We start from the raw sequence: 26378 nt of genomic DNA on the forward strand, positions 1-26378 counted from the left end.
CGTCGCCCGCTGAAGGCTGCCGCTCGATCATTCCGCGACAGGCAAGAGGCGGGATGCCCGCGAGTAAGGTTCGAGCCGATCAGCAGCTTCCCTCCGCCGCTTCGTACCGCGATGGCGACCCAACCGATCACGGGAGGCACCGAAATCGCCGTCATGGGGATTACCAGCCAAACATAAGGAATAGATTGCCCCATTCGTCGGAGCATCACGACTACATTCATATTGATAGAGATTATAAACAATACCGCACTTTCAGTCCCCCAAATATTATATTACGGATATGCAAACATTCGCATTATTGAGAACAGCAACCTAAATATGCCGCAACGAGAATCATCGACGAATCGGCTTTTCTACTGCTTGCTTCCCTAGCGTTAACTGTGCATAGCTGGCTTTGCAGGACCGGCCGGGGATGGCGTGTCCGGCATGTATTCGGGGGGTAGGGGTGCGCTGCGCGCACGCCCGAACCTTGTCCTGATCTACAGATCTCTAGGAGATACCATGGCTAGCACCACCTATAACGGCGCAGCGTCCGCCACGACGGCCTATAACCCGTCCGACGTCTACACGCTCAACCTCTCACCGGCTGCGATTACCAATATCGCCCAGTCCGGCGCGAACGTCGTGATCACCACCGGCGCAACGTCGCTCACCCTTACAGGCGTGACGCTGGCAGCGCTGGCCACCACCAATTTCGCCCTGCAGGGCGGCGGCTCGGTCACCCTCGGCGACGGCTTGGCAGCCACGGCGGCCGACGACAGCGGCAATTCCACCACCGGCACGGCCTTCGCCGACATCCTGCTCGGCCTCGGCGGCGCCGACACGATCGACGCGGGCCTTGGCAACAACCTCGTCGTCGGCGGCTCGGGCTTCACCGACACCGCCGATCTCGGCGACAAGCTGACCGCCAGCAGCGGCAACGACACCATTTACGGCAATGCCGGCAACGACACGATCGCTTCGGGCGCCGGTGCCGACGTCATCTATGGCGGCCTTGGCGCCGACAGCATCACCGTGATCCCGAACCTCGGCCAGACCACCACCGTCTACGGCGGCGGCGCCGTCAGCGACGCCGTCGACACCGGCATCGACACCATCACGGTCGGCGCCAGCGGCTCGAACGTCGCCGGTTCGGCGGTGATCTACGCCAATGCCGGCAACGACGTCGTCAACGTCTTCTCGAGCGGCAACAACTCGGTCTATGGCGGCCTCGGCAACGACTCGATCACCATCGGCACGGTCGGCACGCTCGCCAGCGGCAACAACTTCGTCGCCGGCGGCACCGGCGACACCGACACGATCAGCATCTTCGGCAACGGCAACAACACCGTCTTCGGCGGTACCGGCCTCACCGACACCACCGATCTCGCCGACAGCATCACCATTACCGGCAACGGCAACAACGCCGTCTACGGCAATGCCGGCGGCGACACGATCATCGTTTCAGGCACCGGCAATAGTTCGGTCTACGGCGGCCTCGGCAATGACAGCCTCTCGGTCGGCGGCGGCAACAACCAGATCTTCGGCGGCTCGGCCGATACCGACACCATCACCGTCAATGGCGACGGCAACAACACCGTCTACGGCGGCACCGGCATCAACGACACGACCGATCTCGGCGACACCATCAACATTCAGGGCGCCGGCAACAACGTCGTCTACGGCAATGCCGGCGATGACACGATCACCCTGACGGGCTTCGGCGCCCCCAACCTGATCCTCGGCACCAACTCGATCTTCGGCGGCCTCGGCGGCGACACCATCGTCGTCAACGGCGGCGTCGCGGCTGGCGTCAACGGCTCCGGTACGGCCTCCGCCCTCTACATCCAGGCGGGCACCGACAGCGACATCGTCAACCTCACCGGCTATCTCGCCGGCAAGGCGACCGTCATCGGCGGCAACGCCATCAGCGATACCGCCGACACCGCCGACACAATCCGCGGCGGCGGCAGCGACGACGTGATCTACGGCAATGGCGGCGCCGACGTCATCACCTCGGGCGCCGGCACCGACAGCATCTATGGCGGCGTCGGCGTCGACCGCATCCTGCTCGGCCTCGGCAATAAGTTCATCGGCGGTAACGAGACCGGCGAGCAGATCTTCGTCGACGGTAATACGCTCACTGCCGGCGGCTTCACGGCAGCGACGGTCGCCGGCGGCAATGTCGTGGTGACGCAGACGGCCGATGGCCGGACACTGACCTTCGATGTGCCGAACACGCTGATCAACCTTGGCTTCAGCACCGCGGGCACCGAGGCCACTTTCGTCGCCGGCAACCCGACGACCACCAGTTCGCTGCTGGCCCATTTCGGCGGAACGGCACTCACACTCGCCGGAACGGGTGGCGACGACATCATCTACTCCGCGGTGTCCGACACAATCTCGGGCGGCGGCGGCGCAGATTTCTACACCATCTCCGGCGGCAACGTCTCCGTCACCGGTGGCGCTGCCATCGACACCTTCTCTTTTGGAACGTCCTTGACGTCCGCGGACACAATCGTTGGCGGCGGCGGCACCGATGTATTAAGATTTAACTCCGTTGCTGCGACGGATCTGAACAATGTCACCAGCGTTGAAACAATCAATGTGTTAAACACAACGGTCAATGCAGTGATCACGACTGTTGACGCGTTCAATGACGGCGTAGCTCCGATAACGATCGATGCTACCGCGCTTACCACGGGTACGCTAACATTCAACGGTTCGGCGGAAATAACCGGCGGCGGACAGTTCGTTGTCAACGGTGGCGCCGTGAATGACACTATTACTGGCGGCGCTTTTGCCGACACCCTCAACGGCATTGGGGGCAACGACTCGATCGTTGGCGGTAACGGCGCGGATTTGATCACAGGCGGCGCCGGAAACGATGCGATCGTACTGACCGAGACGGTTGCGGTAACCGATACTGTCGTATTTTCGGCGGCCGCAACGAACGGCTTTGATACGATAAGCGGGTTCACTGGTGGCGCCGCAGGAGACATCCTCAACGTTAAGCTTTTGGGCGCCGGCAGCATAACTAGTGAAGCAGTTGTTGCAGCAAATACCATCCAGAACTTCACAGATGCAAGCGTCAACATCATCAATACGACCGGCGCAGCCGCTGTAATCACCACCGGCGGCACTGCGATAATCACAGATTTCACCAATACCAGTCAGATCGCCGCTTATTTATCCGAGCGCTTTGCAACTGTCGCCACTGATGACGGCGCTTTTGTCATTGCTCAGACCGGAACTGCAAATGCATATGTCTACAACTTCGTAGATGCTGGGACGTCTGGAATTCAGACAGCAGAGCTTACTTTGGTTGGCTATATAACCACCAACTCGACCGCCCTTACCACCGCGAACACTGACTTCACATAAAAATAGAACTAGATATAATCACTTGATAATTTATAAGATCGATGGATGCCCCGCTAGTCTACTGGCGGGGCATCTTCATTAGTAGCAACAAGCTCTCTATTCGAGATATTATGTGAAAATAGCGATGGATATCAAATGGCAAAACTAGTCCTGCACGTCGGCTGCGGCCCGGCCGATCCTGAAAAGCTGCCGCAACACTTCCGCTCCGCCGACTGGCAGGAGATCCGGCTGGACATCGATCCCGCCGTCGCGCCCGACATTCTGGGCACGATGACCGACATGGCCGAGGTCGCCGATGGCTCGATGGATGCGCTCTATTCCTCGCACAATGTCGAGCATCTCTACGCCCACGAGGTGCCGCTCGCCTTTGCCGAATTCTTCCGCGTGCTGAAGCCCGGCGGCTTTGCCGTGGTCACCTGCCCCGATTTGCAATCGCTCGGGCAGCTGCTGGCCGACGGCAAACTCGAGGACGAGGCCTATGTCTCGCCGGCCGGCCCGATCACGCCGCTCGACATCCTCTTCGGCCTCCGCACCGCCGTCGCCCGCGGCAATCATTTCATGGCGCACAAGACCGGCTACACCAACCAGACCCTCGGCCAGAAGCTGGTCCACGCCGGCTTCGGCCCGGTCCGCGTCTCCAAGGGCCAGTGCTTCGACCTCTGGGCCCGCGCCGAAAAACCGGCCGCCTGACGACGCCATAACGCCCATTGCCCCCTTCGGCAGGACGATCGCGGCAGCGGGATCAGGCGCGGCGGCGGAAGCCGGGGTCACGGTGACGGCACGAGACAGGGGGCGCGCGCGGGTGTAGGCTCCCTGTCGTGAGATCGCCGGTGACTGCCGTGCGGCAGGACCGCTCCGATCCTCTTTCAGGGAGGAATGGGAATGACCGATTTTCATGTCATGGCGGGAGCGGACGGCGTTGTCTGCCACCCCGAGGTTCGCCACCTGCACTTCGCCGACCTCCGCGACGCGCTCGCCAAAGGCCTCGACGATTTCGGCGCAAAACCCTCGCATCTTCTGTTTCTCGGGCTGATCTATCCGGTGATGGGCCTGGTGCTCGCGCGCTGGAGCGCCGGCAGCGGGGCGCTCCAGATGATCTATCCGCTGATGTCGGGCTTCGCGCTGATCGGCCCGTTTGCCGCCATCGGCCTCTACGAGATCAGCCGGCGGCGCGAGGCGGGGCTCCATACCTCCTGGCAGCACGCCCTCGCCACCCGGCACTCGCCCGCCCTCCCCGCCATGCTGGCGGTGGGCGCCTTGCTCGCGGTGATCTTCCTCGCCTGGCTCGGCACCGCCCAGGCGATCTTCGCCAGCACCTTTGGCAGCAGCATTCTCAGCACCAACGCGCTGGGGACAGGTGGGCCTGGCGCGGTCGGGCTCGGGTCCGGCGGGCTCGAGGCTATCGGCGTATCACGGCTCGGTGGCCTGCTCGACGAGATCCTGACCACCGAGCGCGGCTGGCGGCTGATCTTCCTCGGCAATGCCGCGGGCTTCGCCTTCGCCGTGCTGGTGCTCTCGACCACCGCGGTCGCCTTCCCGCTGCTGCTCGACCGCGACGTCGGCGCCATCGCGGCGATCGAGACCTCGGCGCGGGTCGTCGCCGCCAACCCGCTGGTGATGGCCGGCTGGGGCGCCACCGTCGCCGGCCTGCTGGTGCTCGGCGCCTTGCCGCTGTTCGCCGGTCTCGCCATCGTCATGCCGGTGCTCGGCCACGCCACCTGGCACCTCTACCGCAAGGCCGTCGTCCCCGCCGACCGCCGCCCCGCCGGCCGCTGACCGGCCTGACGAAGTTCGCCGCATGGCGCGCCGTGCACCGATTGGCTACACGGCGCTCCATCTTCTTGAAGCGAAAGCGTCTTCGTTGAGCGGTGGATTCACCCGACCACCGGATGATCGCGCGGCGCCACGTCGAGCTCAACCATAAGTAGAGATATCCGTACTGGTAGACGGCACCGCTCTACCCGTCCTTCATCCAAGAGGGTGGCCCCGTCCGGTCGATCTCCTAGGCCATTGCCTTCGCAGCGCGCCGGACCGGCCAGAACCCGGCGTCGCAGTGCGTGTCGGCCATGTCCATCTCGGCGCCTTCCACGCCTTCCACGCTAGACGTGTGATCGAAGATGCTGGAAACGAACGCCCGAGCCTCCACCTCGGACAGTCCGAAACGATGTGGCCTGTCTAACGGCGGCGATCGGGCTGCTGAAGCGGTCCTGCTTCCTGCCACCCTGACGACGTCAGTAAAGGCGAAGCCCACGTTCCCTCCCTGAGAAGCAGACTGATGCTCCCATGGATGGTGCTACCCCTTGCTGGAAGGATGAAACGGCGGAAGCGCAGGACGGGCATGGCTGCCCGGCCCCGCGCTCCTGCGCTTTCCTGATCCTCTGCCCTTCGCGGCCTTCCGCCGACCTTGTTGGGGCATGGCCGGAGATCACCTGCCGCGAACCCTCGGCGGGTGGCGGCTCACATCGGCGCGAGACCGTGCTTCTGGCCCCATTCGAACCAGTTGTCGACGACGGTGCCGGTAAGGAGGATGCCGATGCCGCCGCAGAGCGGGCAGAGCACTGCGAACCACCAGGCCCAGCGGTGGATCGATTCCATCGTGGCGTTGAAGCCCATGGTCCAGCGCCAGAACAGGGCCGCCCGCTCGGACGCCGTGCCGCGGTCGACGATCTGCTCGATCTCGCGCTCGCCGCCGAGCCGGCTGACCGCGAGGATGGTTGCGCCGTGCATGGCGAACAGCACAGCCGAGCCGTAGAGGAAGACGATCGAGAGCATGTGGAACGGGTTGTAGAAGAGGTTTCCGTAGTTCAGCGAGAAGTTGTTAGTCCAGTCGAGATGCGGAAAAATGCCGAAAGGCACTGCCTCGCTCCACGAGCCCATCAGCAGCGGCCGGATGAAGCCGAGCACGAGATAGAGCCAGATCGCCGCGGCGAAGGCCCATGGCACGTGGGTGCCGAGGCCGAGCGCCCGCGCCCGACGGTACATCCGCGTCCACCAGAGCAGGATCGCCGTGGTGAGGAAGAAGCCGGCAATCAGCCACCAGCCGCCTTGCTTCAGCGGCGGCAGGATCTTCAGCCCGTATTCCGGCAGCGGCGGATCGAGCGACAGCCAGAAGAACTGCCGGATGAACTCCTGCGGGCTCCAGTTCACCTTGGCCAGCATGTTGAGCCCGATGATCTCGATGGCGACGAAGCCGCACATCAGCGAGGCCAGCCCCAGCGTGCCGAGGTAGAGCGGCCCGATCTGCGCATCGCCGAACTTGCCCATCCAGTAGGAGAAGGCCGGCTTGCCTTGCCGCTGCCAGATGCCGGGCGCCAGCGGCACGCCGAGATCCGGCGGCCCCCGCAACTGCACCCGGGTGAAGATGTTCTGGTACTCGGCCATGCCGGCCTCCCCCCTCAGCTCTGTCTCTGGATAGGCTCGTGTCTGCGATATGCCTATGCCTGCGCGACTGAGTGACTGTGACACTGATCATTCCTGCCGCGGCGCGGTGGTCGCGGTCGGCGCGTGCCGCTTGCGCTAGCTCCAGATCGGGATTCGCTGCCACCAGCTCCACCAATCCGGCCAGCCCTCGGTCCACAGCGTTCCGGAAATGATGATGCACACCGCACTCCAGAACGCCGCCGAGACCGCCAGGAAGACGCCGAGCCGGTGGATGCCGAGCGTGCCGATGGAGTAGCCGATGGTATCGCGGAAATAGCTGTTCTCGTGCTCGGCGGTCTTCACCGCCTGGCCTTTCGGCGGATTGGTCGCCGACAGAACCAGCGCGCCATGCAGCGCCAGCGCGAGGCAATTGGTGAAGAAGAAGGTGATCGCGATCATGTGCGCGGGGTTGTAGTGGAAGTTGCCGTATTGGTAGCCGGTGTTCGACACCCAATCGAGGTGGGTGATGATGCCGTAGGGAAAGGCGTTGCTCCACGCGCCGAGCAGGATCGGCCGGAACACTTCGAGCGTGACGTAGGCGAGGATCGCGAAGGCGTAGGCGAAGGGCACGTGCAGGCCCATGCCGAGCTTGCGGGCGATCTCCGCCTGCCGCAGCGCCCAGGACACGAAGGCTGCGATGGCGCAGATGGTGATCACCTGCCACAGCCCGCCTTGCTTCAGCGGAGCAAAGCCGAGGCCGTAGGATTCAGCCGGCGGGTTGATGCTGATCTGCCAAAGGTTCCAGGTCGGCCCGATCGCCGCGCCGTAGACGATGAGCAACGTGCCGAGGCTGGCGAAAAGGATGGTGGTGACGCCGAAGAAGCCGACCCAGAACGGGCCGATCCAGAAGTCGAAGAGGTCGCCGCCGATCAGCGTGCCGCCCCGGACCCGGTACTTCCGCTCGAAACTCAGCATGGCCATGACCGCATCTCCTCGCTTGGGCGGCCCAGCGCCCATTGCAAACCGACCTCGGGTCGCACCGCATCCGACGGGACGCCGTAGGACCGTTCCCAGCCCCGTCTTCCTTCATCCCGCTGCCGCGTCAGAGCGCCGTTCATCAGGAAGGACGCACAAGGACGCTCTATCTTGCTGATTTTAGATCTTTTTCCCTTGATGAGGTCCGTCCGCCCCATCGCAGAATGCTCCAGTAAATCCCGCCGGCAGACCGAACCTCGAGCTCGCCGGCCAGCCCGCACCTCACGCGGAACGGTGCATGTGCGCAGATAATGGCGGGTGCGGGCAGCCGGCCGCCCGCACCGTTCGCAGGACCCTCCGCCGGCATCAGCCGACGGCATAAGTCTCTTCGATGACCAGCGATGCCGCCGGGACAGCGGCGTTCGGGATTTCGAGCCAGTTGAACCGGTTGGTGCTGAGCAGGATGAAGTGAATCACCAGCGCCAGCACGAACAGGAAGACGAACAGCGCGATCAGCGTCCGCCTTGGATCGAACAGAAGCCATACTTTCCACATCGTCGCGTCCCCCTCAGCTCAGCATCGACAGGACGGCATGTGCCGCCGCGGTCGTGCCGGATTCAAGGGAGGCGTAGCCGTTCGGGCCAGGCAGCCAGGGACGCCAGATCCAGGCGAGGATATGGGCGAACACCGCGACGCCCACGAAGACCAGGAAGCTGGTCATGAACACCTTGTGGAATTCCTTGGCTTCCTGTTCCGACAAGCCCGAGCTGTTCAGGTCGTTCGGGGAATGCAGGGACATTTCTACCTCCTTGCGTTTGCCTTTCGGCGAGAGGCCGCATGGATGCATGCGGCCGTCGCTGCAGTGCTGACTGCAGCCATTTCCGGCGTGGAAGGCGCCGGAGCCATGCCCCGCTCACATGAAGGCGAACGGGATGCAGGAGGCGACCGCGACCCGCGCCTCGCCGAAAATCGACCGCTTCGGCTCCGCCGCGACGGGCCGGCCGAAATGGACCAGACGCTTGAGCGCCACCGCCGCAAGGCTCAGCGGATAGACCAGCCAGAACATCAGCCGGTATTCGCGGCGCTCGGCGAGATGACGGCGATACTCCAGCCCATGATCGCGATCCGTCGACATGCCTTTTCTCCCCGTTGGGCCCGCAGTCCGGGCGATTGGCTCCGCCGGCTCATGCCGGCTCTGGCGCGCAGGCCAGCAGATCGGCGACCCGCCGCGCCGTGACCCGGCCGTCTCCGGCCTGCCGGGCGGCCGCCTCCGTCCGGTCGCGCAGCCGCTTGGCCGCGGAAATGCGCACCAGCACCGGCTGCGCGTCGACCGCGGCATCCATCAGCGCCAGCGCATCGGCATCCCATGGCAGTTCGCGGTGCGGGCGCGCTGCCGTCGGCTCGACCTTATCGAGCTCGGTGCCGAGCGGCAGGATCCGGAACAGCGCGTCGAACAGCGCATTGCAGACCTCCTGGACGATGTAGGTGGCGCCGGCATAGCCCATGAACGGCGTGCCGGTGTGCCGGCGGATTATCGCCCCCGGAAAGGAGGCGGGAATGTAGGAGGAGCGCCCGCCACCCTCGGCCGAATACATCCGCTCGTTGAACGAGCCGAACAGCACCAGCGGCGGCGTCGCATGGATCGCCTTGCGCACCGCATCATTGCCGGTCTTCTCGCCGGCCCGGCGCGCGAAAGCGAAAGCGCAGGGAAAGCCCATGTCGCTCTCGAGAAAATGCCGCACGCCCCGCGCATAGGTCTCCGAAGCGACGATGCCGAAGCTGGCGGTCGCGAAGAAGTCCTGCGTCACCGACCGCCAGAGATCCCAGAGCGGCTTGATCGTCGTCATCTTCTCGCCGGCGATGAACGGCTCCGGATCGAGGCCCGTCAGTTCGCCGAGCTTGCGCAGAAAGGCCGTGGTCGAATGCAGCCCGATCGGCGCCTGCAGGAAGGGCTTGTCCAGCGCCTCGCAAAGCTTGCGGCCGAACTCCCGGTAGAGGCAGATGTTGACGTCCGCATCGGCGAGCCTCGGCACGTCGGCGATGTCGGTACCCAGCGGGAAAACGAGATTGACGGTGCAGCCGATGCCCTCCACCAGCCGGCGGATCTCCGCAAGGTCTGAGGGCATGTTGAAGGTGCCGTAGATCGGGCCGATGATGTTCACGCGCGGCTTGGAAGCCTCGGGCATCGAGCCGCCAGGGTTTGCCCCGGTACCCTTCGCAGCCGGGCCTTTGGCGGGCTTTGCCTTCTTGCCCTTGGGCCCGAATTCCTTCCAGAGCCAGGCGAGCGCCCGGTCGGCGCTCTGCCACTGGTCCTCGTCGATGGTGCGCGGCAGGAAGCGCAGCATGCGTGTGCCTTCCGGCGTGACGCCGCCGCCAATCATCTCGGCGATGGAGCCGGTGACGACGACGCTCGGCATCGACGGATCGAGCGTCGCGTGCGCCCGCTTCATCGCCTGCTCGGTGCCGGTCTGGCCGAGCTCCTCCTCGCCGAGCCCGGTGACGACGATCGGCAGTTCATGCGGCGGCAGCGCGTCGGTATAGTGCAGCACCGAGGTCACCGGCAGGTTCTCGCAGCCGACCGGTCCGTCGATGATCACCTGCAGCCCTTTGAGGGCGGTGAAAGCGTAGACCGCCCCCCAGTAGCCGCCGGCACGGTCGTGATCGAGAACCAGCATCAGAAGTCCTCCATCGCGACGGAGGTCTTGGCGGCGACGAGGGATGCCGCCGCTGGCGCCTGCGCCGAGGGCAGCCTCGCCGGATCGTGCCAGATGCCCGCGGTGCGGCCCTCGCCGACGCCCTCGAAGAAGGTGCTCATCGCATCGAAGCGAGACTGGTTGCCGACGGCCGCATTGATCACGGTGGCGAGCGAGCCGGCGCCGGCCGCGCCCATCAGCGGCCGCGCCGAGATCAGGTTGGTGAAATAGAGGGCCGGGATGCGGCGCTGCTTGGCGTGCTGCACCACCGGCGTCGTGCCGATGGCGAGCTGCGGCGCGAAACTGTCGACGGCGGCGATGTCGGTCTCGAGCGAGGCACGGAACTCGACATGCACGCCGTGCGCCGAGAGCCAGTCTGCATCACCCTCGTTCCAGCGCGTCTTCGGGCAGGCGGTGCCGACATAGCGCAGGTCCGCCCCGGACTCCTTCAGCAGCCGCCCGACAATCAGCTCCGAGCCCTCGTAGCCGGACAGGGTGATGCGGGCCGAGATCGGTGCGCCCTCGAGCGCAGCCCTCGTTGCCGCAAGGATCGGCGCCTTGGCGGCGTCGACCGTACGGGCCGCGATGCCGCAGGCTTCGCCGATCGCGTCGAGCCAGGCGGCAGTTCCCTCGACCCCCACCGGCGCGGAGGCGACGATTGAACGGCCGGCCGCGCTGAACTCGCGAAGGCTCGCGGTGTAGAAAGAATGGATGGCTGCCACCGCCGCGCAGTCGAGCGCCGCATAGAGCTCGCGCCATTCGCGCGTCGGCACCACCGGCCCGGCGGCAAGGCCTAGCGGCTCCAGCATGCGGCCGATGGTGATGGGGTCGGCGGGAAACATCTCGCCGAGAAGCGTGATGGTCGGCTTGCCCGACGCCGCACCGCGCGGCGCCGCCACGGGACCGGCCTCGGCTTCCAGCCGGGCATAGTTCAGCATAGCCCCGGCCAGCACGTCCTTCGCCTCGGCATGCGTCGGCACGCCGAAGCCGGGCACGTCGATGCCGATGATGCGCACCCCGTCGATCGCCTTCGGCAGCGCGCGCAGCGGCACGCCCGAGGCGGTGGGGACGCAAAGGTTGATGACGATGATGGTGTCGTAAAGCAGCGGGTCGGCCAGCCCCTGCACCGCCTCGCGGATATCCTCATAGAGTTTTCCGGTGACCAGCGTCTCGGAGTTGAAGGGCACGTAGCCGACCGTCCGCTTGGCGCCGTAGAAATGCGAGGTGAAGGTGAGGCCGTAGACGCAGCAGGCCGAGCCCGACAGGATCGTCGCGGTCCGCCGCATGCGCAAGCCGACGCGCAGCGAGCCGAAGGCCGGGCACATCGACTGCGGCTGGTCGTGCGGCCCTTGCGGATAGTCCTTACGCAGCTGCTGCAGCAGTGGACCGTTGCCGGCTGCCTCGGCGGCGCGGCTGAGTTCGGCCTTGCCGCCATGGCAGCCGCCGTCCTTCGCCATCGGTGCGGCGAGCCGGGGCGCATCCGCCGCAGGCGTCGACGTCTGCACGGGGTTGTCCAGCGGCGCGCTCGCCGCCGCGTCGTAGATTGTCTCGGCTGGCACCGGTGCGACGCCGGCAGCATCGGATTGGGAGGGGGACGGGCGGACGTTCATCGTTTCAGACCAAGTCGTAGATGATTTCGAGGGATGGCCTGGCGATCACGATGCCGCCGCGCATGTCGGCTTGGCTCGCCGGCTCGAGCACGACATTGCCGCCGGTCTGGTCGCAGGAGAACAGCGCCAGCAGCCCGTCCTGGGTCAGCGGCGTCGGGCGCTGGGGTGTGGACGCCGCGACATTCTCGGCCAGTTCTTCGAACAGCGGCCCCCAGCGGGTGCCGGGCTCGCCGATGATCTGGTAGTTCGCGCTCTTGCGCCGGATGTCGTCGTCGGCGGGAATGGCGGCCAGCACCGGAATTCCCACGGCCGCTGCGAAGGCCGCCGCCTCGCCGGTGCCGTCATCCTTGTTGATCACCATGCCGGCGATCCCGACATTGCCGCCGAGCCGGCGGAAATAGTCGACCGCCGAACAGACGTTGTTGGCAACGTAAAGCGATTGAAGGTCGTTGGAGCCGACGACGATGACCTTCTGGCACATGTCGCGGGCGATCGGCAGGCCGAAGCCGCCGCAGACGACATCGCCGAGGAAATCGAGCAGAACGTAGTCGAAGCCCCAGTCGTGGAAGCCGAGCTTTTCCAGGAGTTCGAAGCCGTGGATGATGCCGCGGCCGCCGCAGCCTCGGCCGACCTCCGGGCCGCCGAGCTCCATCGCGAACACCCCGCCGCGCTTGAAGCAGACGTCGCCAATCTCGACGTCCTCGCCCGCGGCCTTCTTGCGCGACGAGGTCTCGATGATCGTCGGGCAGGCTCTTCCGCCGAACAGCAGCGAGGTGGTGTCGCTCTTGGGGTCGCAGCCGATCAGCAGCACGCGTTTTCCCTGTTGCGCCATCATGTGCGAGAGGTTGGCGAGGGTGAAGCTCTTGCCGATGCCGCCCTTGCCATAGATCGCGATGATCTGCGTCTCCTTGCGGACTTCGCCGATCGTCACCGGATCCGGCTCGATCGCCGCTTCAGCCCGGACGCTTTCGACGAGGGCCATGAGGCCTTGCGGCTGGGACAACGCGTTCATGCGGCCAGTCTCCAATCGAGCACCATCTTGAGGCACGACGGATCGGTGAAAGCCGTGGTGTAGGCTTTCTCGAAACCGCTCGGCGCCTCGGTGTGGGTGATGAAACCGTCGAGCGACAGGCGGCCCGTCGCGATCAGATCGTCGACGGCGACGAGATCGTTACGCCGCCATTCCGCGGCCACCCTGAACCGCGCCTCGCGCAGGAAGGCCATCGGGAAAGCGAAGGACAGTCGCTGGTCGTAGAAGCCGGCAAGCACGATCTCGCCACCGCGGGCGAGGCGGGACACCAGGCCGTCGAGAATTTCCGGGTCGCCGCTGACGTCGCAGATCCGCTGATAGTCGCGGCGGTCGTCGTCATCGGGGTGGACGACGTCGTAGCCTTCGGCACCGGCTTGCCGTGCCGGGTTGGTTTCCCAGACCGTCGGCCGCCCCCCATGCGCCACGACGATGCGGGCGATCAGCCTGCCGAGGACGCCATGGCCGACGATCAGTTGCGGCGGCTTGCGGGTATCGGGGCAGACGGCGTGGTGGGCCGTGGCGGCCAGTGCCAGGAGGACGCCGCGCGCCCCGAGACCGGGCTGGACCGGCAAGGCCTTCGCGCCGGGAATGACGACACGCGAGGCAGCGCCGCCAAACAGCCCCCGCGCGGCCTGATAGCAATTGGCGCCGGGAACGAAGACCTGCTCGCCGACCCACCGGCCGGAGCTTGAACCGGCGACGACGACACGGCCGACGGACTCGTATCCGGGGACCAGCGGATAGCCCATGCCGGGGAAAGCCGGCATCCGGCCGGACCACAGCAGCTTCTCGGTCCCGGTGGAAATGCCAGACCATTCGATCTCGACGACGGCATCCGCGGCCGTCGGCTCGTTGAGGGCGAGCGGCAGGAGAGCGAGCCGCCCGGGGGCTTCGAGAACGATCGCCAATGCCTCCACCGAACCCTCCCCTACCCGGCCTCTTCTGTCCACCCAGACTAGACCGGCATGCTTTGTTGTCAATCTTGTTTTACATTTTTTGCGTAAATTAAATTATACGATTACCTTGCTCTGCATCCCCTGCTCAATGGGCGGCTGTCGCGGCGATCATACGTGCGATCAAAGGGGTGCTGGTGGAGACGAGGCGCGCCTTGCTGAACCCGGCCCGGCCGAGGAGACCGACGATCTCGGCGGGAGACCGGGGCCGCCCTTGCCCCATCGCCATCAGGTAGAAGCCGAAATAGGCATCGCCGCTGGCCTCGGCGCCGGGTGTCTCGGCCATCGGCTCGATGACGAGGAGCGTGCCCCCGGGGGCGATCGCCCGGCGGATCGCCCTCAGCAGCGCCACCACCGTCGCCTCGTCGTGGTCGTGCAGGATGCGGTTCAGCGTGACGAGATCGGCTGCCGCCGGCAGCGGGTCTTCGCGAAAGTCGCCGCCGATGATCGTCGTCCGCGTAGAGAGACCCGCAGCGAGGATTCTTGCCCGGGCGATGGCCGCGACGTCGGGGAGATCGAACAGGCCAAGCTGCAGGCCGGGCGCCGCCTTTGCCACGGCGACGAGGAACGACCCATCGCCGCCCCCGACGTCGAGCAGGCGGCGGTGCCGCCGGAACGGATAGGCATCGACGACCTCCGATGCCACCAGCGCCTGCGATGCCGCCATCAGGGCGGTATAGTCGGCGGCATCCTGCCCGGGGCGAAGGCCGCTGCGGACACGCGGCGCACGCTTGGCATAGGTCCAGTAGCGGCCGAGCTCTGCATCGCCGTCGCCGGCCAGAAGAGGCAGTGGATCGGCGAGGTCCCGGTAGAGCAAGCCGTGGTGCTCGATCATGGCGATCACGCCGGGATTGTCGACCAGCGCAGCTCCGAGAGGGCCCAGCGCAAAGCGCCCATCCGATCGCCGCTCCGCCAGCCGCAGCGCCACCGCGGCGCGCAGCAGGCGCAGAGCGCCCTCCTCCGGCAGCTCTACCGCCAAGGCGATCGCCCGCAGATCGAGCGGCCCGGGCGCCAAGAGGTCGAACAGCCGAACCCGGACGGCCGCGAACAGCACCTGCGAATAGACAAAGCCCGCCGTCAGATCGAACAGGGCGCCGACCTGCTGCCGCGCAAAGCGCCTCGTCAGAAAGAAGCGCGTCGCCCAGCGGCGAAATTTTGGATCGGAAACCTTGCGGTTACGCAGGTCGCGCAGCCAATCGACCAACGTCGCCGCAAACCTGAACCGCGCCACGGCGGCTGCAGGCCGCGGAACCGCCGCAGCTGCGCTGGTAATTCCGTTCTCCTGGCGCCCGCCGAGCTCCACCACCCTCGCCCCTCGCTCAGGCAGCACGTTGCACGGCTTGCTTCGGCAGGAAGCGGCGCGCCATGGCGCGGATGTCGGCCCGCAGTGCCGTGGCACCGGCGCAGTCCGGGACGGCGGCGGCGGCCTCTTCGACCGATACGAGCAGCCGGCGAACCGCCCCGTCCAGCCCGAAAGCCGCCACGGCATTCGGGCGTCCGAGCGCGCGATCCTGCCCGGTCGGCTTGCCGATCTCCTCGGCACTGCCCACGACATCGCGGAGATCGTCGGCCAGTTGATAGGCTTCGCCCAGCCGGTAGCCGAGCGCCGACCACACCGCCGGATCGCATCCCGCGCTTGCGGCGCCGGCACTCGTAGCCCCGGCAAAGAGCGCCCCGGTCTTGGCCCGCTGGTAGTCCGCAAGGTTTGGCGCCGGCTCGCTTTCGAACGCCTGGCCAGCGACGATGCCGGCCGGCATGCCGACGGCCCGCGACAGGATCGAGATCACGCCAAGCCCCCGCGGCGGATCGATCGCCGCCGCCAGCGCCGCTGTTTCGAAGGCGAGGACGATCAGGGCGTCGCCGGCCAGCAGGGCCAGCGGCTCGCCAAAGGCTGCCTGCACGGAGGGGCGGCCGCGCCGCATCGCGGCGTCGTCGAAGCAAGGCATGTCGTCGTGCACCAGCGAAGCGCAATGCAGGAGTTCCACGGCGATAGCCGCAGCGGATGAAAGCGCCGGCCGCTCGTCGCCGCAGGCCCTGGCAACCGCCAGGGTCAGCCGCGGCCGGATGCGCTGACCTCCGGGGAAAACCGCATGCAGCATCGCCTTGCCAAGGCGCGGTGGCGCCGCTCCGGCGGTGGCGCGCCGAAGGCAGAGACGCAACGTGTCTTCGATCCGCTGAAGCTTCTCCGACATTCCCAACCTCCCCGTCAAATCGGCTGGACCAGCATGCATGTAAATGATATTTGACACAAGATCATGTTAACCCATCCTGACGCTCCGCTTCGATCCCCTGCCAGTCCCGGCCGCCACGTCATCGTCGTCGGCGCGGGGATCGGTGGGCTGGTCTCGGCACTGCTGCTGGGGGCTGCCGGCTGCGAAGTGACGGTGCTCGAGCGGGCCGCGCAGCCGGGGGGCAAGCTGCGGGAGGTCGTGGTGAACGGCCACGGCATCGACTCCGGCCCGACCGTTCTCACCATGCGCTGGGTGTTCGAGGCGATCTTCGCCGCCGTCGGCGCCCGGCTGGAGGACCGGGTGACGCTGACAGCTGCCGACATCCTGGCGCGGCATGCCTGGCAGGACGGGTCTCGCCTCGATCTCCACGCCGATCCGCTGCGGACGCACGAGGCCATCGCCCGCCTCGCTGGACGGCGGGAGGCAGAAGGGTTCCACGCCTTCCGGCATCGGGCGAGGGAAGTATTTGAAACCCTCAACGCCGCCTTCGTCGAGCATCCCGCGCCGAGCCCGATGCGCCTGACGCGCGCCATGGGCATTGGCGGCCTGGGCGCGCTCGCCCGCATCGAACCGTTCACGCCGCTCGCGAGCGTCGTCGCCCGCTACTTCAAGGATCCGCGGCTGCGGCAGTTGTTCGGACGCTACGCCACCTATTGCGGCGCCTCGCCCTTCGCCGCGCCGGGGCCGCTGATGCTGATCGCCCATGTCGAGCAGCTCGGCGTCTGGCTGGTCGAGGGCGGGCTGATCCGGATCGCCGAAGCGCTAGCCGATCTCGGGCGCCAGAACGGCGTCGTCCTTGCCACGCGGTCGCCGGTCGCCTCGCTGCTGGTCGAGGGCGGCCGGGCCGTCGGCGTCCGGCTCGAGGACGGCCGAACCTTGGCGGCCGATGCCGTGGTGTTCAACGGCGATGCCGCGGCGCTGCCGGCCGGCCTGCTCGGACAGGACGCAACCAAAGCGGTGCCGGCCTACGGGGTCCGGAACCGCTCGCTGTCGGCGTTGACGTGGTCGATCCACGGCGAGGCCCGCGGCTTCCCCCTCGCCCACCACACCGTTTTCTTCTCGCGCGACTACGCCCGGGAGTTCGACGAGATCTTCCACCGCGAGCACCTGCCTGAAGATCCGACCATCTACGTCTGCGCCCAGGACCGCAACGCCGCGGGGACCCCCGCGCCAGACGGGCCCGAGCGGCTTTTCCTGCTGGTGAACGCCCCGGCGCGGGCGGACCGAAATCCCTTGAGCGAAGCGGAGGTGGCGGCATGCGAGACGCGGGTGATGGCACGGCTGGCGCGGTCCGGCCTGACGATCTCGGCCTTGCCGGGGCATCGGGTTCGGACGGAACCGGCGGCGTTCGCGGCGCTGTTTCCGGGATCGGGGGGCGCGCTTTACGGGCGATCCTCCCACGGCTGGGCCTCCTCGTTCCAGCGCCCGGGCGCGCGGACGCGGATCCGGGGCCTCTATCTCGCCGGTGGCAGCGCCCATCCCGGCCCCGGCATCCCGATGGCGGCGCTCTCGGGACGCCACGCGGCCGATGCCGTGATGGCGGATTTGGGTTCGACGAACGGGTGGAGCCCGGCGGCTATGCCTGGTGGTATCTCGACGCGATCAGCGATGACGGACACAACGCCCTGACGGTCATCGTCTTCGTCGGCAGCGTCTTCTCGCCCTATTATGCCCTGGCGCGACGGCGCGGCGAGGCCGATCCCGAGCAGCATGTCGGCATCAACGCCATCCTCTACACCCCGCAAGGCAAGTACTGGGCGATGACGGAACGGGGACGCTCCGCCCTGATGCGCGATGCGGACCGGATCGCCGTCGGCCCAAGCGCCTGGCAATGGTCGGGCGGACGGCTGACGATCGACATCGACGAATGGACCGTGCCGATCCCGAAACGGCTGCGCGGGCGCATCACCGTCGATCCCGGCCCGATCTTCGACGGCCGTCTGCCGCTGCACCAGAACGGCCGGCACGCCTGGCGGCCGATCGCGCCGTGCGCCCGCGTCGACGTCGCGTTCGACCGGCCCGGCCTCGGCTGGCAAGGCCGCGCCTATGTCGACATGAACATCGGCGCCGAGCCGATCGAGGCCGGCTTCACCCGCTGGAACTGGTCCCGGGAAGATGCCGCGGGCCAGACGCGCATCCACTATGACGTCACCGAGCGCGGCGGCCCCTGCCGCGGCCTCGCCCTGGCCTATGGCGGCGACGGCACGTCGGCGGCGTTGACGCCTTCTGCCCTGCACGTCCTGCCGAAGACCGGATGGCGGGTCGAGCGAGCCGCCCACGCGGCGGAAGGACACCGGCCGCAGGTCGCCCGAACGCTAGAGGACACGCCGTTCTACAGCCGCTCCATTCTGGACTTTCCAAACGGCAGCGCGGGAAAGGGCGATGCCGGTGGGTGCCGGGCGATCCATGAGACGGTCGATCTCGACCGTTTCCGCTCGCCTTGGGTCCAGGCCATGCTGCCGTTCAAGATGCCGCGCCGAGCCGGTTGAGCGGAGGTTCCGCCGCCCATCGGGACAGCGTGCCGGCGGCAAGGCGAGAGATCAGGTCGGCGATCTCCAGGGGGCGCTCCTCGTGCACGAGGTGCCCCCCCTCGCGCAGCGGTACGAGTTCGGCCGTAGCGAGGCGGCGCGACAGCGTGACGGCATCGGCCGGGGCGATCGCGCGATCGCCGGCAGACGTCACCAGCTTGAGCGGTACCGCAAGAGATGCCCACCGGCGATCGAGCCAGTCGAGGTCCCAATGCGCCATCATGCCGAGCGTCGCCGCGACGTGGGCTGGCTTCTGGAAAAGCCGGGCGTAGAGCTCGATACCGTGCGCGTCGATGTGCGAGCCGGTGCCCTCGAGCAGCCGCTGCGTCGCCGCCGTGCCCATCGCCTGGCGCGCGAACAGGAGGGGCACCAGCGGGTTCAGCGACAGGAGCCGCGCAAGGGGCGAGAACAGCGCCGCACCGCGAATCTGTCGCAGCGCGCCATTGAGGGCAATCACCACGTCCGGACTGATCTGTTGCTGCAAGGTCATGGCGACGAGGATCGCCGCGCCGGCGGAATGGCCGACAGCAATGCCCGGCCGGAAACCGATTGCCGACAGGAGTTCGGTGGTCAACTGCGCCATGCGCGGCAAGGAAAGAGTGCGCCCCTTCGGCATGTCGCTGAACCCGTGCCCCGGCAGATCGGGACAGAGCACGGTGAAATGTCGGGCAAGCGCCGGGGCGAGGTCCCTGAAGGAATGCGTCGCCGCCCCCGTGCCGTGCAGGAGGAGAAGCCGCGGCCCGGCTCCCATCTCCTGCACATGCCACATCATGCCCCCGGCGCGCACGAAGCGGCTGTGGCTCCGGTTCGGCCAGCCCCGCCCGTCGATCGCCCAGGAAGGCCGCGCCGGGTCGGAAAACATCAGCCTTCCATCCGCGCGCCGACGACCCGGGCCATCGCCCCCGCCCCGCCCCGCGGAAGCGCCAGGTATTCGGCGCCGAGGGCGAGGGAGAGTTCCTGCGCCCTCGGCTGCTCGCGCCGCGCAATGTCGATGACGATCGCCCGCAGGCCAAGCCGCCTGAACAACCCCGCGGCTTGCGCCGTGTCGGCGACAACCTGTTCGCGCAGAATGCCGCCGTCCAGCGCGACGTTGCCGCGGCCGTCGGTGAGAAAGACGGTGATGACGCTCTGGCCTTTCCGCCCCGCGGCCGTCGCCATGTGAAGCGCCGCCATGATGCCGCTGGCGAGCGGGGTTCCGCCGCCGCCGGGCAGGTCGGCAAGGCTTCGCCGGGCGCGCGTCAGGGAGCGCGTCGGCTCCAGCAAAGTCGCCGCTTCCGGACCGCGAAAGGCGATGAGCCCGACGCTGTCGCGCCGGACATAGCAATCGGCCAGCAGGAGTTCGATCGCGCCCTTGGTTTCCGCAAGCCGCTCGACCGCCGCCGAGCCTGAGGCGTCGACGGCGAAGATCGCTGTGCTGCCGGTCCGCTCGCGGCGGCGGAGATAGCGAAAGTCCTGCGGGCGGATCTGAAGCGGCCGGCCGCCGGCCGGGCCGGTGCCAGCGGCGAGCCCAGCCGAGCGCAGGCGCTGCCAAGGCGCCGCTTGGCGCAAGGTCGCCAGCACGTCCGGCCGCGCGCCGGGCATCGGCGGCGTCGCCGTGACGCCGATGACACGCCCGCGCCGGCCGGAAACCCGGTCCCGCCCCGCCTTCCCCGCAACACCCGGACGCTGCGCTCCGCTGAGCGTCCCCCTCTGCCGGGCGAGAAGATCGGCGGGAAGCGCTGCACCGACGGCGGCAACCAGCATGTCCTGGAGCGCCTCGGCTGGCGAAGGGTCGGCGTGCGCGTCATCCGCAGCCGCCGCCTTCTCCGGCAAGGCGCCGCGTGCCCCCGGCGGCTCGCCGCGCTGCGGCGCCGGCGCCAGCGACGGCAGGCGCTCTGCCGGAGACGGCGTCCCCTCGGCCCGGCGCTCCGCCTCTGCTGGCGGCGCGTCGCCTGGCATCTCACTTTCGGGACCCGGATCCTCCTCATCGACATCCGCCGGCGGCGGCAGGCCGAACACCAGCCGCAAGGCCGTCGCGGCATCCTCCGGCCCCACCTCGGCGGCGCCCCGCAAGGCCGCGCAGGCGCGGGCGGCGCGCAGGAGTTGCAAGGGCAGCCGCAGCGAGGCCCCGCCATAGGCAAGCGCCAGCGAACAAAGCGCCTCGGCCATCGACGGCGCCACGGCCACTGCCGGCAGAAGCATCCGGGCCGCATCGACGGCGCCGGGCGAACAGGTCGCGGCAGTCTCGCGCCAGCCAATCGCGTCGAGATCGAGCAGCAGGCCGAGCCGGTCGGCGAGGCCAGCCGGAATGCCCTCGTCGTCGATCCCCTCGTCAAGGGCGACGAGGGTGAAAAGGGCGGGCTGGCAGTCGGACAGACCGTCCCGCTCGACCCGTACCTCGCCGCGGTCGAGGGCCGCCCCGAGGGTCGCCGCCAGACTGGCCGTTGCCCTTTCGGCCATGCCGAGCAGCAGCACGCCGCCATGCACACGTGCGAGAACCCCTTGTCCGGCGACCCGCCGGCCCTGCACAAGGGTCCGCCCGACGTCGAGCCCGCCGATGAAGGCTGCGTCCGGCGCGGTCGACGAGACGCGGCACATCGGTACCGCCGGCCCGATCTGTCCGGCAAACTCTGCCAGCCAGCGGTCGCGGACCGGGCCGGGCCGGGCCCTTAGGCGCACGCCACCCAGCCCGATGGAATCGACGGCGAGCACGCGCGCTGCGAGGAGCGCCAGCGTCCAGGCGGCGGAAGACGTTGAAGCCGTGCGTTTCGCTCTGCCCGCAACCGGACTGTCCGTCGGCCACGCCATCGCCCCCGCGATGGTCACGCCGCCATCTCCGTCAGGGCCCGCTCGACCCGCGCCCCGGACCCGGCTTCGTCGAGCGGGTTCCGGCGCAGGCGGTGGCGCAGGGCGGACGGCGCGACGGTGAGCATAATTTCGCGCGTCACTTGCGCCTCACCGTCGAGCGCGGCCGCCGCGCGGGCTGCTCGCATCAGCGTCAGTTCGCCGCGCAGGCCGTCGACGCCGAGCTTCAGGCAGAGCGCCGAGGCCAGTTCGAGCACCGGGTCCGGCGTCTCGGTGACCGACAGTGCCGCGCGCGCCCGGACGATGCGGGCCCGCAGTGCTAAGTCCTTGCGTTTCCAGGCGGCGGCAAAATCCTGCGGATCGCGGTCGAAGGCATCGCGCCGCTTGACCACCTCGACCCGTGTCGCGACATCGCGCGGCGATGCGACCTCGACCGACAGGCCGAAGCGATCGAGCAATTGCGGCCGCAACTCCCCCTCCTCCGGATTGCCGCTGCCGACGAGAACGAACCGGGCGGGGTGGCGGATGCTGAGGCCATCGCGCTCGACGGCGTTGACGCCGGACGCGGCGACGTCCAGCAGCAGATCGACGAGGTGATCCTCGAGGAGATTGACCTCGTCGATGTAGAGGAAGCCACGGTGGGCGAGCGCCAGCAGACCCGGCTCGAACGCTTTCTCGCCGGAAACCAGCGCCTTCTCGAGGTCGAGTGCCCCCGCGACCCGATCCTCGGTGGCGCCGAGTGGCAGGTCGATGACAGGAACCGGAACCCGCCGCGGCATCGCGGTGACGCCGGCAGGTCTCGACGCACAGTCCGGGCAGCCGGCGGCCCCGTCTCCCGGGGCGCAGTTGTAGCGGCAGCTTCCGACGACCAGCATGGGCGGCAGCAAGCCTGCTAGCCCGCGGACCGCGGTGGTCTTGCCCGTGCCCCGGTCACCGAAGACCAGGATCCCGCCAATGCGCGGATCGACCGCCGCCAGAAGCAAGGCCCGCTTCATCTCCTGCTGCCCGACGATGGCGGAAAACGGATAGGGAATGCCCACGCGATGCTCCCGGCACGAGTCTCCAAACGCAAGCGTCGCAAGCCGGGCAACAACTGTCAACTTTGATTTACGACATTAAGACGAGACGCTGAGCAGGGTATGAAATCGGGTTGGGGATGGGCCGGCAGCAATACGGAGCCTGATCGTACGAGGCTGAAGCACTGACGCTCGTGCCCGACAGGCGCCACGTTCAGAGACGTGCCCAGCCGCCATATTTTCTTACCCGCGAGAAGCGCTACCGCCCATCTACCCACGGCCGATCCGCTGCCGATTGCACCGCCGCCTGGCGCTTGCGTCTGGCCAATGCCGGTCCTGTCGATGACGCCGGCCGAGGGCTGGCGACAAAACGGTAGATCTTGGCGATTTCGCTGAGAAGGCCGAGCCGCACCAGCGTGCCGATGGCATCGGACTGCTCCACCCCGTGCACCTGCCGCCATCCCTCGACCGCGGCGAGAAGCTCGTCGCCAAGGGCGACGATGATATGATGGCTGGCTTCGGGATGATCCGGCAGGTCATCCGCCGCTGGAACAAGGTTGGACGTGTAGCAAGCCGACATGCCGCATCACTCCCCACTTGATGTCGGCAAGGTCTCCGCCCCGCTCTGGCATCCGCTATATGAATAAGATGTAAATCTAGGAATAAGGCAAGCTGCGATCTATCTCGGATTTACACCTACGTACATTCTACGTGGACAGCTGCCGCCCGATGTATTGCATTGCAACATGCGGGCTATTGCATCATCGCGATCAGGTCGGACAGTCCGCGGGCTTCCATCTTCTCCCGGATGCGGGAGCGGTGGATCTCGACGGTCCGCTGGCTGATCTCCAGCTCCTCGGCAATGTGCTTGCTGGTCAGTCCGAGCACGAGATGGTCGAGGACCTGCCTTTCCCGATGGGTCAGGCGCGCCAGCCGCTCCGCCGCCACGCTGGCGGGCACCGTCCGTCTGGGACGGTGGGCGCATAGGGCCGTCGCGGCCGCGATGGCGCTGAGGAAATGCTCCTCCGATCCCGGCTTCTCGATGAAGTCGACGGCGCCCCGCTTGATCGCCGTGACCGCCAGCGGCACGTCGCCATGACCGGTGAGGATAATCACCGGCAGGCGCTCGCCGCGGGCGATCAGAAGGCTCTGGAGATCGAGGCCGCTCATCCCAGGCATCCGCAGGTCGACGAAGGCGCAGAGGCCGCCGCCGATCTCGGCGAATTCCGCAAATTCCTCCGCCGAGGCGAAGGACACCGCTGCAAAGCCGTGCGCCGACAGAAGCGCGCAGAGCGATTCGCGGGCCGACAGGTCGTCGTCGACGACATAGATCGGCCGCGGATCTGCCAGCTCAGCCATGGCGTCCCTCCTCCGTCGGCAGCGTGAAGGACAATCGTGCCCCGACCGGCCGCGAATGGGCTGAAATCTTGCCGCCATGCGCCTCGACGATCGAGCGGCAGAGCGCCAGGCCAATGCCCATGCCGCCGGTCGTCGAGTTGTGAAAGGGCTCGAACAGCGCCGATCGAAGCGGCATGGCGATGCCGCGCCCCGTATCGGACACCGACACCTCCACCATCCCCGACCTCAGGACGGTTGCGATCGTCAGCACGGGCGCGGCTGTGCCGTCCATCGCCGTCAGGCTGTTGCGGACGAGGTTGAGCACCACCTGCGCGATCTGGATCGGATCGATGGAGATCGGCGGCATGTCCGGATGCAGTACGTACTGAATGAGGGGCCGCGTCTCGCTGGACGCCGCCAGCGCCAGGTCGACCCCCTGACGGATCGCCGCATGCAGGCTCGCCTGCTCGAAGGCGACCGTGCCTTGCCCGATGAGGTCGCGCAGCCGTCGCACGAGATCCGCCGCCCGCGAGGACTCCGTCACCGCGTTCTGCATCAACCGGATCACCTCAGGCGGAATGTCGACCCCGAAATTGCGCAGCTCCTGCCGGCAGGCGTTGACGTAGTTCGTCACCGCCGACAGCGGCTGGCTCAGCTCGTGCGCCAACGCCGAGGCGAGTTCGCCTAGCGAGCGCTGGCGCGCGTCTTCCAGAAGCAGCAGCCGAAGCCGAGACTCCTCCGCCTCGGCGCTGGCCCGCGCCGCCAGCGCCGCTCGCTCCCGATCGAGACTGTTGATGGCAAACAGCGCGCGCCGCGTGATGCGCAGGATTTCGAGGTCGATCTCGGTGAACGGCTCGCTGCGGCCCAGCCGCTCCTCCCGCCACACGGCGAAGGAGCCGCGGGGCGACAGCCGCAACGATCCGTCCTCGCCTCTCGTCTGCCGCTTCTCCGGCTTGCCGGCCCAGGAAATCGTCCGCTCGAACTCCGGTCGGAACAGGATCAGCCAGTCCTCGCCATCGTCCGACAGTTCCATCATCGCCGCCCCCGCGAGGTCGCCGAGGCCAACGCCCTTCTCGCCAACGAGGGCGGCAAGATTGTCCGACGTCGCAATGCCTTCGCGCAGGACGCCGCGCAGCGTGCCGGCGTCGATCTCGCAGTCCGGCACGTCGCCTTTGGTGACGAAGGCCGTGCCAAGCTTGAGGGCAAGGCCCTTCGCACGGCTTTGCCGCATCAGCCGCTCGGCGCGATCGAGCACGACCTCGACCAGCGGCGCGCCGGCCCGCGCGGCCCGCTCGATGTCGAAAGCCAGTTTTTCGGCGTCGATGCTGTGGCGCAGGAGAACGGTGTTTTCGAGGTTCTGCAGCAGTGTCGACACCGTGCCGCCGATCAGTTCGCAGAAGCGCAGCCGGCTCCAGGACGGGTGCAGCGGCCCGTAATGATGGCAAGCGACAAGACCCCAGAGCCGATCGTTGGAGATCAGCGAGATCGACAGGCTGGCGCCGACCCCCATATTGCCGAGATATTCGACATGGACGGGCGCCACCGCCCGCAGCTTCGAATAGGTGAGATCCAACGGCTGCCGGTATCCGGCATCCGCGACCATCCAGTCGGCCGCCAGGATCGGCACGGGAGAGGCGTGGAGGTCGGGAATACTGCGGATGAGGTTCAGTCGGAAATGCCGCCAGGCCGGATCCGGAATGTCGGAGGCCGGGTAGTGCAGCCCGAGGAAACTATCCGGCCTCACGGTGCTTTCGGCGATGACCTCGCCGTGCCGGTCCGGCGCAAAGCGGTAGATCATCACGCGATCGAAGCCGGTGATCTGGCGGATGATGTCGGCGCTGGCGCTGGCCAGTGCACCTTGCGTCGCCGGCCGGATCAGGTCCGAGATGATGCGCTGACGCAGGAGATCTTCTTCCCAGAAGTCGGCGGGCCGCGGCGCGGCTGGCACGAACTCCAGAATGAGACGCCCGTCGTGCCGATGCGCGAAACACTCGAAGTTGCCGCCGTCGGACCCATCCGGGTGAAGGACGCTCAGGAATAGCGGCCGCAGCAGTTCCGGCAACAGAGGCGTCAGATCTCGCGCGAGCAGCGCTTCGCTTGCCTCCCGGCCGAGCAGCACAGCCAGCGGATGGCCGAACAGCGCGACCGCCGGCCAGCCGAGCACCGCCTCCACATTGGCGCTGACGAAAGCGATCCGTCCCGCAGCGTCGTCCAGCGCCAGCAAAGCGCCCTGTGGCTGGATCGCGCCGATGACGTGGATCGGCTCGCGGTCGCAGGTGACGAGGTCGACCGGGAGGTTCAGCATTGGCCTAGCCTTGGGGCCGTACAAAACGCCCTCGCCACGACCCCAATGTCTCGGTTCTGAAACAGCGTGGGGCGTAACGCCGCAGCGACACCCGCGAGGCCACAAAGCTGGACAAACTGGGCTGGACGGGCGAGAAGACTGCGGCGCAGCAAAATCTGCAGACTGCAATGCAGCGCCGGTTGCCTGGTGGCA

The 26378-nt window shown here is 67.4% G+C and carries 22 protein-coding genes; 5 read left to right on the top strand and 17 right to left on the bottom strand.

The window, feature by feature from the left end:
* Positions 1-501: 501 nt before the first annotated feature.
* The 3 genes from ACZL02_RS09895 to ACZL02_RS09905 all read left to right on the top strand — a co-directional run bounded on the left by ACZL02_RS09895 (position 502) and on the right by ACZL02_RS09905 (position 5139).
* The gene (locus ACZL02_RS09895; RefSeq protein WP_472937199.1) at positions 502-3363 is read left to right on the top strand and encodes a beta strand repeat-containing protein; all 2862 of its coding nucleotides are present in this window, start codon (positions 502-504) and stop codon (positions 3361-3363) included.
* A gap of 135 nt (positions 3364-3498) precedes the next feature.
* Positions 3499-4053 (top strand): class I SAM-dependent methyltransferase, encoded by a 555-nt coding sequence (locus tag ACZL02_RS09900; RefSeq protein WP_472937198.1) that lies wholly within the window; start codon positions 3499-3501, stop codon positions 4051-4053.
* Positions 4054-4245: 192 nt separating this feature from the next.
* Complete coding sequence (locus tag ACZL02_RS09905; protein ID WP_472937197.1) at positions 4246-5139, top strand: DUF2189 domain-containing protein; 894 nt, start codon at positions 4246-4248, stop codon at positions 5137-5139.
* 681 nt (positions 5140-5820) lie between these two features.
* Here ACZL02_RS09905 and pufM read toward each other — a convergent pair.
* From pufM to ACZL02_RS09960, 11 genes are all read right to left on the bottom strand, one after another.
* Positions 5821-6744, bottom strand: coding sequence for a photosynthetic reaction center subunit M (gene pufM / locus ACZL02_RS09910; protein WP_472937196.1), 924 nt, complete (start codon positions 6742-6744; stop codon positions 5821-5823).
* Positions 6745-6879: 135 nt separating this feature from the next.
* On the bottom strand, positions 6880-7704 hold the full coding sequence (pufL, locus tag ACZL02_RS09915; RefSeq protein WP_472937195.1) for a photosynthetic reaction center subunit L: 825 nt from the start codon (positions 7702-7704) through the stop codon (positions 6880-6882).
* Between the two features lie 360 nt (positions 7705-8064).
* The gene (pufA, locus tag ACZL02_RS09920; protein WP_472937194.1) at positions 8065-8253 is read right to left on the bottom strand and encodes a light-harvesting antenna LH1, alpha subunit; all 189 of its coding nucleotides are present in this window, start codon (positions 8251-8253) and stop codon (positions 8065-8067) included.
* 13 nt (positions 8254-8266) lie between these two features.
* A complete protein-coding gene (pufB, locus tag ACZL02_RS09925) occupies positions 8267-8497 on the bottom strand; it encodes a light-harvesting antenna LH1, beta subunit (RefSeq protein WP_472937193.1) in 231 nt (76 codons plus the stop codon).
* Positions 8498-8611: 114 nt separating this feature from the next.
* Complete coding sequence (locus ACZL02_RS09930; protein ID WP_472937192.1) at positions 8612-8833, bottom strand: hypothetical protein; 222 nt, start codon at positions 8831-8833, stop codon at positions 8612-8614.
* Positions 8834-8882: 49 nt separating this feature from the next.
* The gene (gene bchZ, locus ACZL02_RS09935; protein ID WP_472937191.1) at positions 8883-10373 is read right to left on the bottom strand and encodes a chlorophyllide a reductase subunit Z; all 1491 of its coding nucleotides are present in this window, start codon (positions 10371-10373) and stop codon (positions 8883-8885) included.
* A complete protein-coding gene (gene bchY / locus ACZL02_RS09940) occupies positions 10373-11848 on the bottom strand; it encodes a chlorophyllide a reductase subunit Y (protein ID WP_472938113.1) in 1476 nt (491 codons plus the stop codon). The genes bchZ and bchY overlap by 1 nt, the downstream gene beginning before the upstream one ends.
* 157 nt (positions 11849-12005) lie before the next feature.
* Complete coding sequence (locus ACZL02_RS09945) at positions 12006-13013, bottom strand: chlorophyllide a reductase iron protein subunit X (RefSeq protein ID WP_472937190.1); 1008 nt, start codon at positions 13011-13013, stop codon at positions 12006-12008.
* A complete protein-coding gene (gene bchC, locus ACZL02_RS09950) occupies positions 13010-13948 on the bottom strand; it encodes a chlorophyll synthesis pathway protein BchC (RefSeq protein WP_472937189.1) in 939 nt (312 codons plus the stop codon). The genes ACZL02_RS09945 and bchC overlap by 4 nt, the downstream gene beginning before the upstream one ends.
* 124 nt (positions 13949-14072) lie before the next feature.
* Positions 14073-15314 carry a methyltransferase gene (locus ACZL02_RS09955; RefSeq protein ID WP_472937188.1) on the bottom strand — a complete coding sequence of 414 codons (1242 nt, stop codon included), beginning with the start codon at positions 15312-15314 and terminating at the stop codon, positions 14073-14075.
* Positions 15304-16176: a polyprenyl synthetase family protein gene (locus ACZL02_RS09960; RefSeq protein WP_472937187.1), complete on the bottom strand. Its 873-nt coding sequence runs from the start codon at positions 16174-16176 to the stop codon at positions 15304-15306. Before ACZL02_RS09960 ends, ACZL02_RS09955 begins: the two co-directional genes overlap by 11 nt.
* Positions 16177-16239: 63 nt before the next feature.
* Between ACZL02_RS09960 and crtD the strand changes: the two genes are divergently transcribed.
* Both crtD and ACZL02_RS09970 read left to right on the top strand, forming a co-directional pair.
* Positions 16240-17844, top strand: coding sequence for a 1-hydroxycarotenoid 3,4-desaturase CrtD (gene crtD, locus ACZL02_RS09965; RefSeq protein WP_472937186.1), 1605 nt, complete (start codon positions 16240-16242; stop codon positions 17842-17844).
* Complete coding sequence (locus ACZL02_RS09970; protein WP_472937185.1) at positions 17778-18704, top strand: carotenoid 1,2-hydratase family protein; 927 nt, start codon at positions 17778-17780, stop codon at positions 18702-18704. The genes crtD and ACZL02_RS09970 overlap by 67 nt, the downstream gene beginning before the upstream one ends.
* On the opposite strand, the gene bchO is transcribed toward ACZL02_RS09970, so the two are convergent.
* The 6 genes from bchO to ACZL02_RS10000 form a co-directional block, all read right to left on the bottom strand.
* The gene (gene bchO / locus ACZL02_RS09975; RefSeq protein WP_472937184.1) at positions 18679-19605 is read right to left on the bottom strand and encodes an alpha/beta fold hydrolase BchO; all 927 of its coding nucleotides are present in this window, start codon (positions 19603-19605) and stop codon (positions 18679-18681) included. The genes ACZL02_RS09970 and bchO overlap by 26 nt on opposite strands.
* Positions 19605-21548 carry a magnesium chelatase subunit D gene (locus ACZL02_RS09980; protein ID WP_472937183.1) on the bottom strand — a complete coding sequence of 648 codons (1944 nt, stop codon included), beginning with the start codon at positions 21546-21548 and terminating at the stop codon, positions 19605-19607. Before ACZL02_RS09980 ends, bchO begins: the two co-directional genes overlap by 1 nt.
* Positions 21545-22567 (bottom strand): magnesium chelatase ATPase subunit I, encoded by a 1023-nt coding sequence (gene bchI / locus ACZL02_RS09985; RefSeq protein WP_472937182.1) that lies wholly within the window; start codon positions 22565-22567, stop codon positions 21545-21547. Before bchI ends, ACZL02_RS09980 begins: the two co-directional genes overlap by 4 nt.
* Before the next feature lie 235 nt (positions 22568-22802).
* Complete coding sequence (locus ACZL02_RS09990; protein ID WP_472937181.1) at positions 22803-23123, bottom strand: hypothetical protein; 321 nt, start codon at positions 23121-23123, stop codon at positions 22803-22805.
* 173 nt (positions 23124-23296) lie between these two features.
* Positions 23297-23902 carry a response regulator transcription factor gene (locus tag ACZL02_RS09995; protein ID WP_472937180.1) on the bottom strand — a complete coding sequence of 202 codons (606 nt, stop codon included), beginning with the start codon at positions 23900-23902 and terminating at the stop codon, positions 23297-23299.
* Positions 23895-26186, bottom strand: coding sequence for an ATP-binding protein (locus tag ACZL02_RS10000; protein ID WP_472937179.1), 2292 nt, complete (start codon positions 26184-26186; stop codon positions 23895-23897). Before ACZL02_RS10000 ends, ACZL02_RS09995 begins: the two co-directional genes overlap by 8 nt.
* Positions 26187-26378 lie beyond the last annotated feature (192 nt).

This window comes from Mesocryomonas fontinalis (assembly GCF_055730125.2).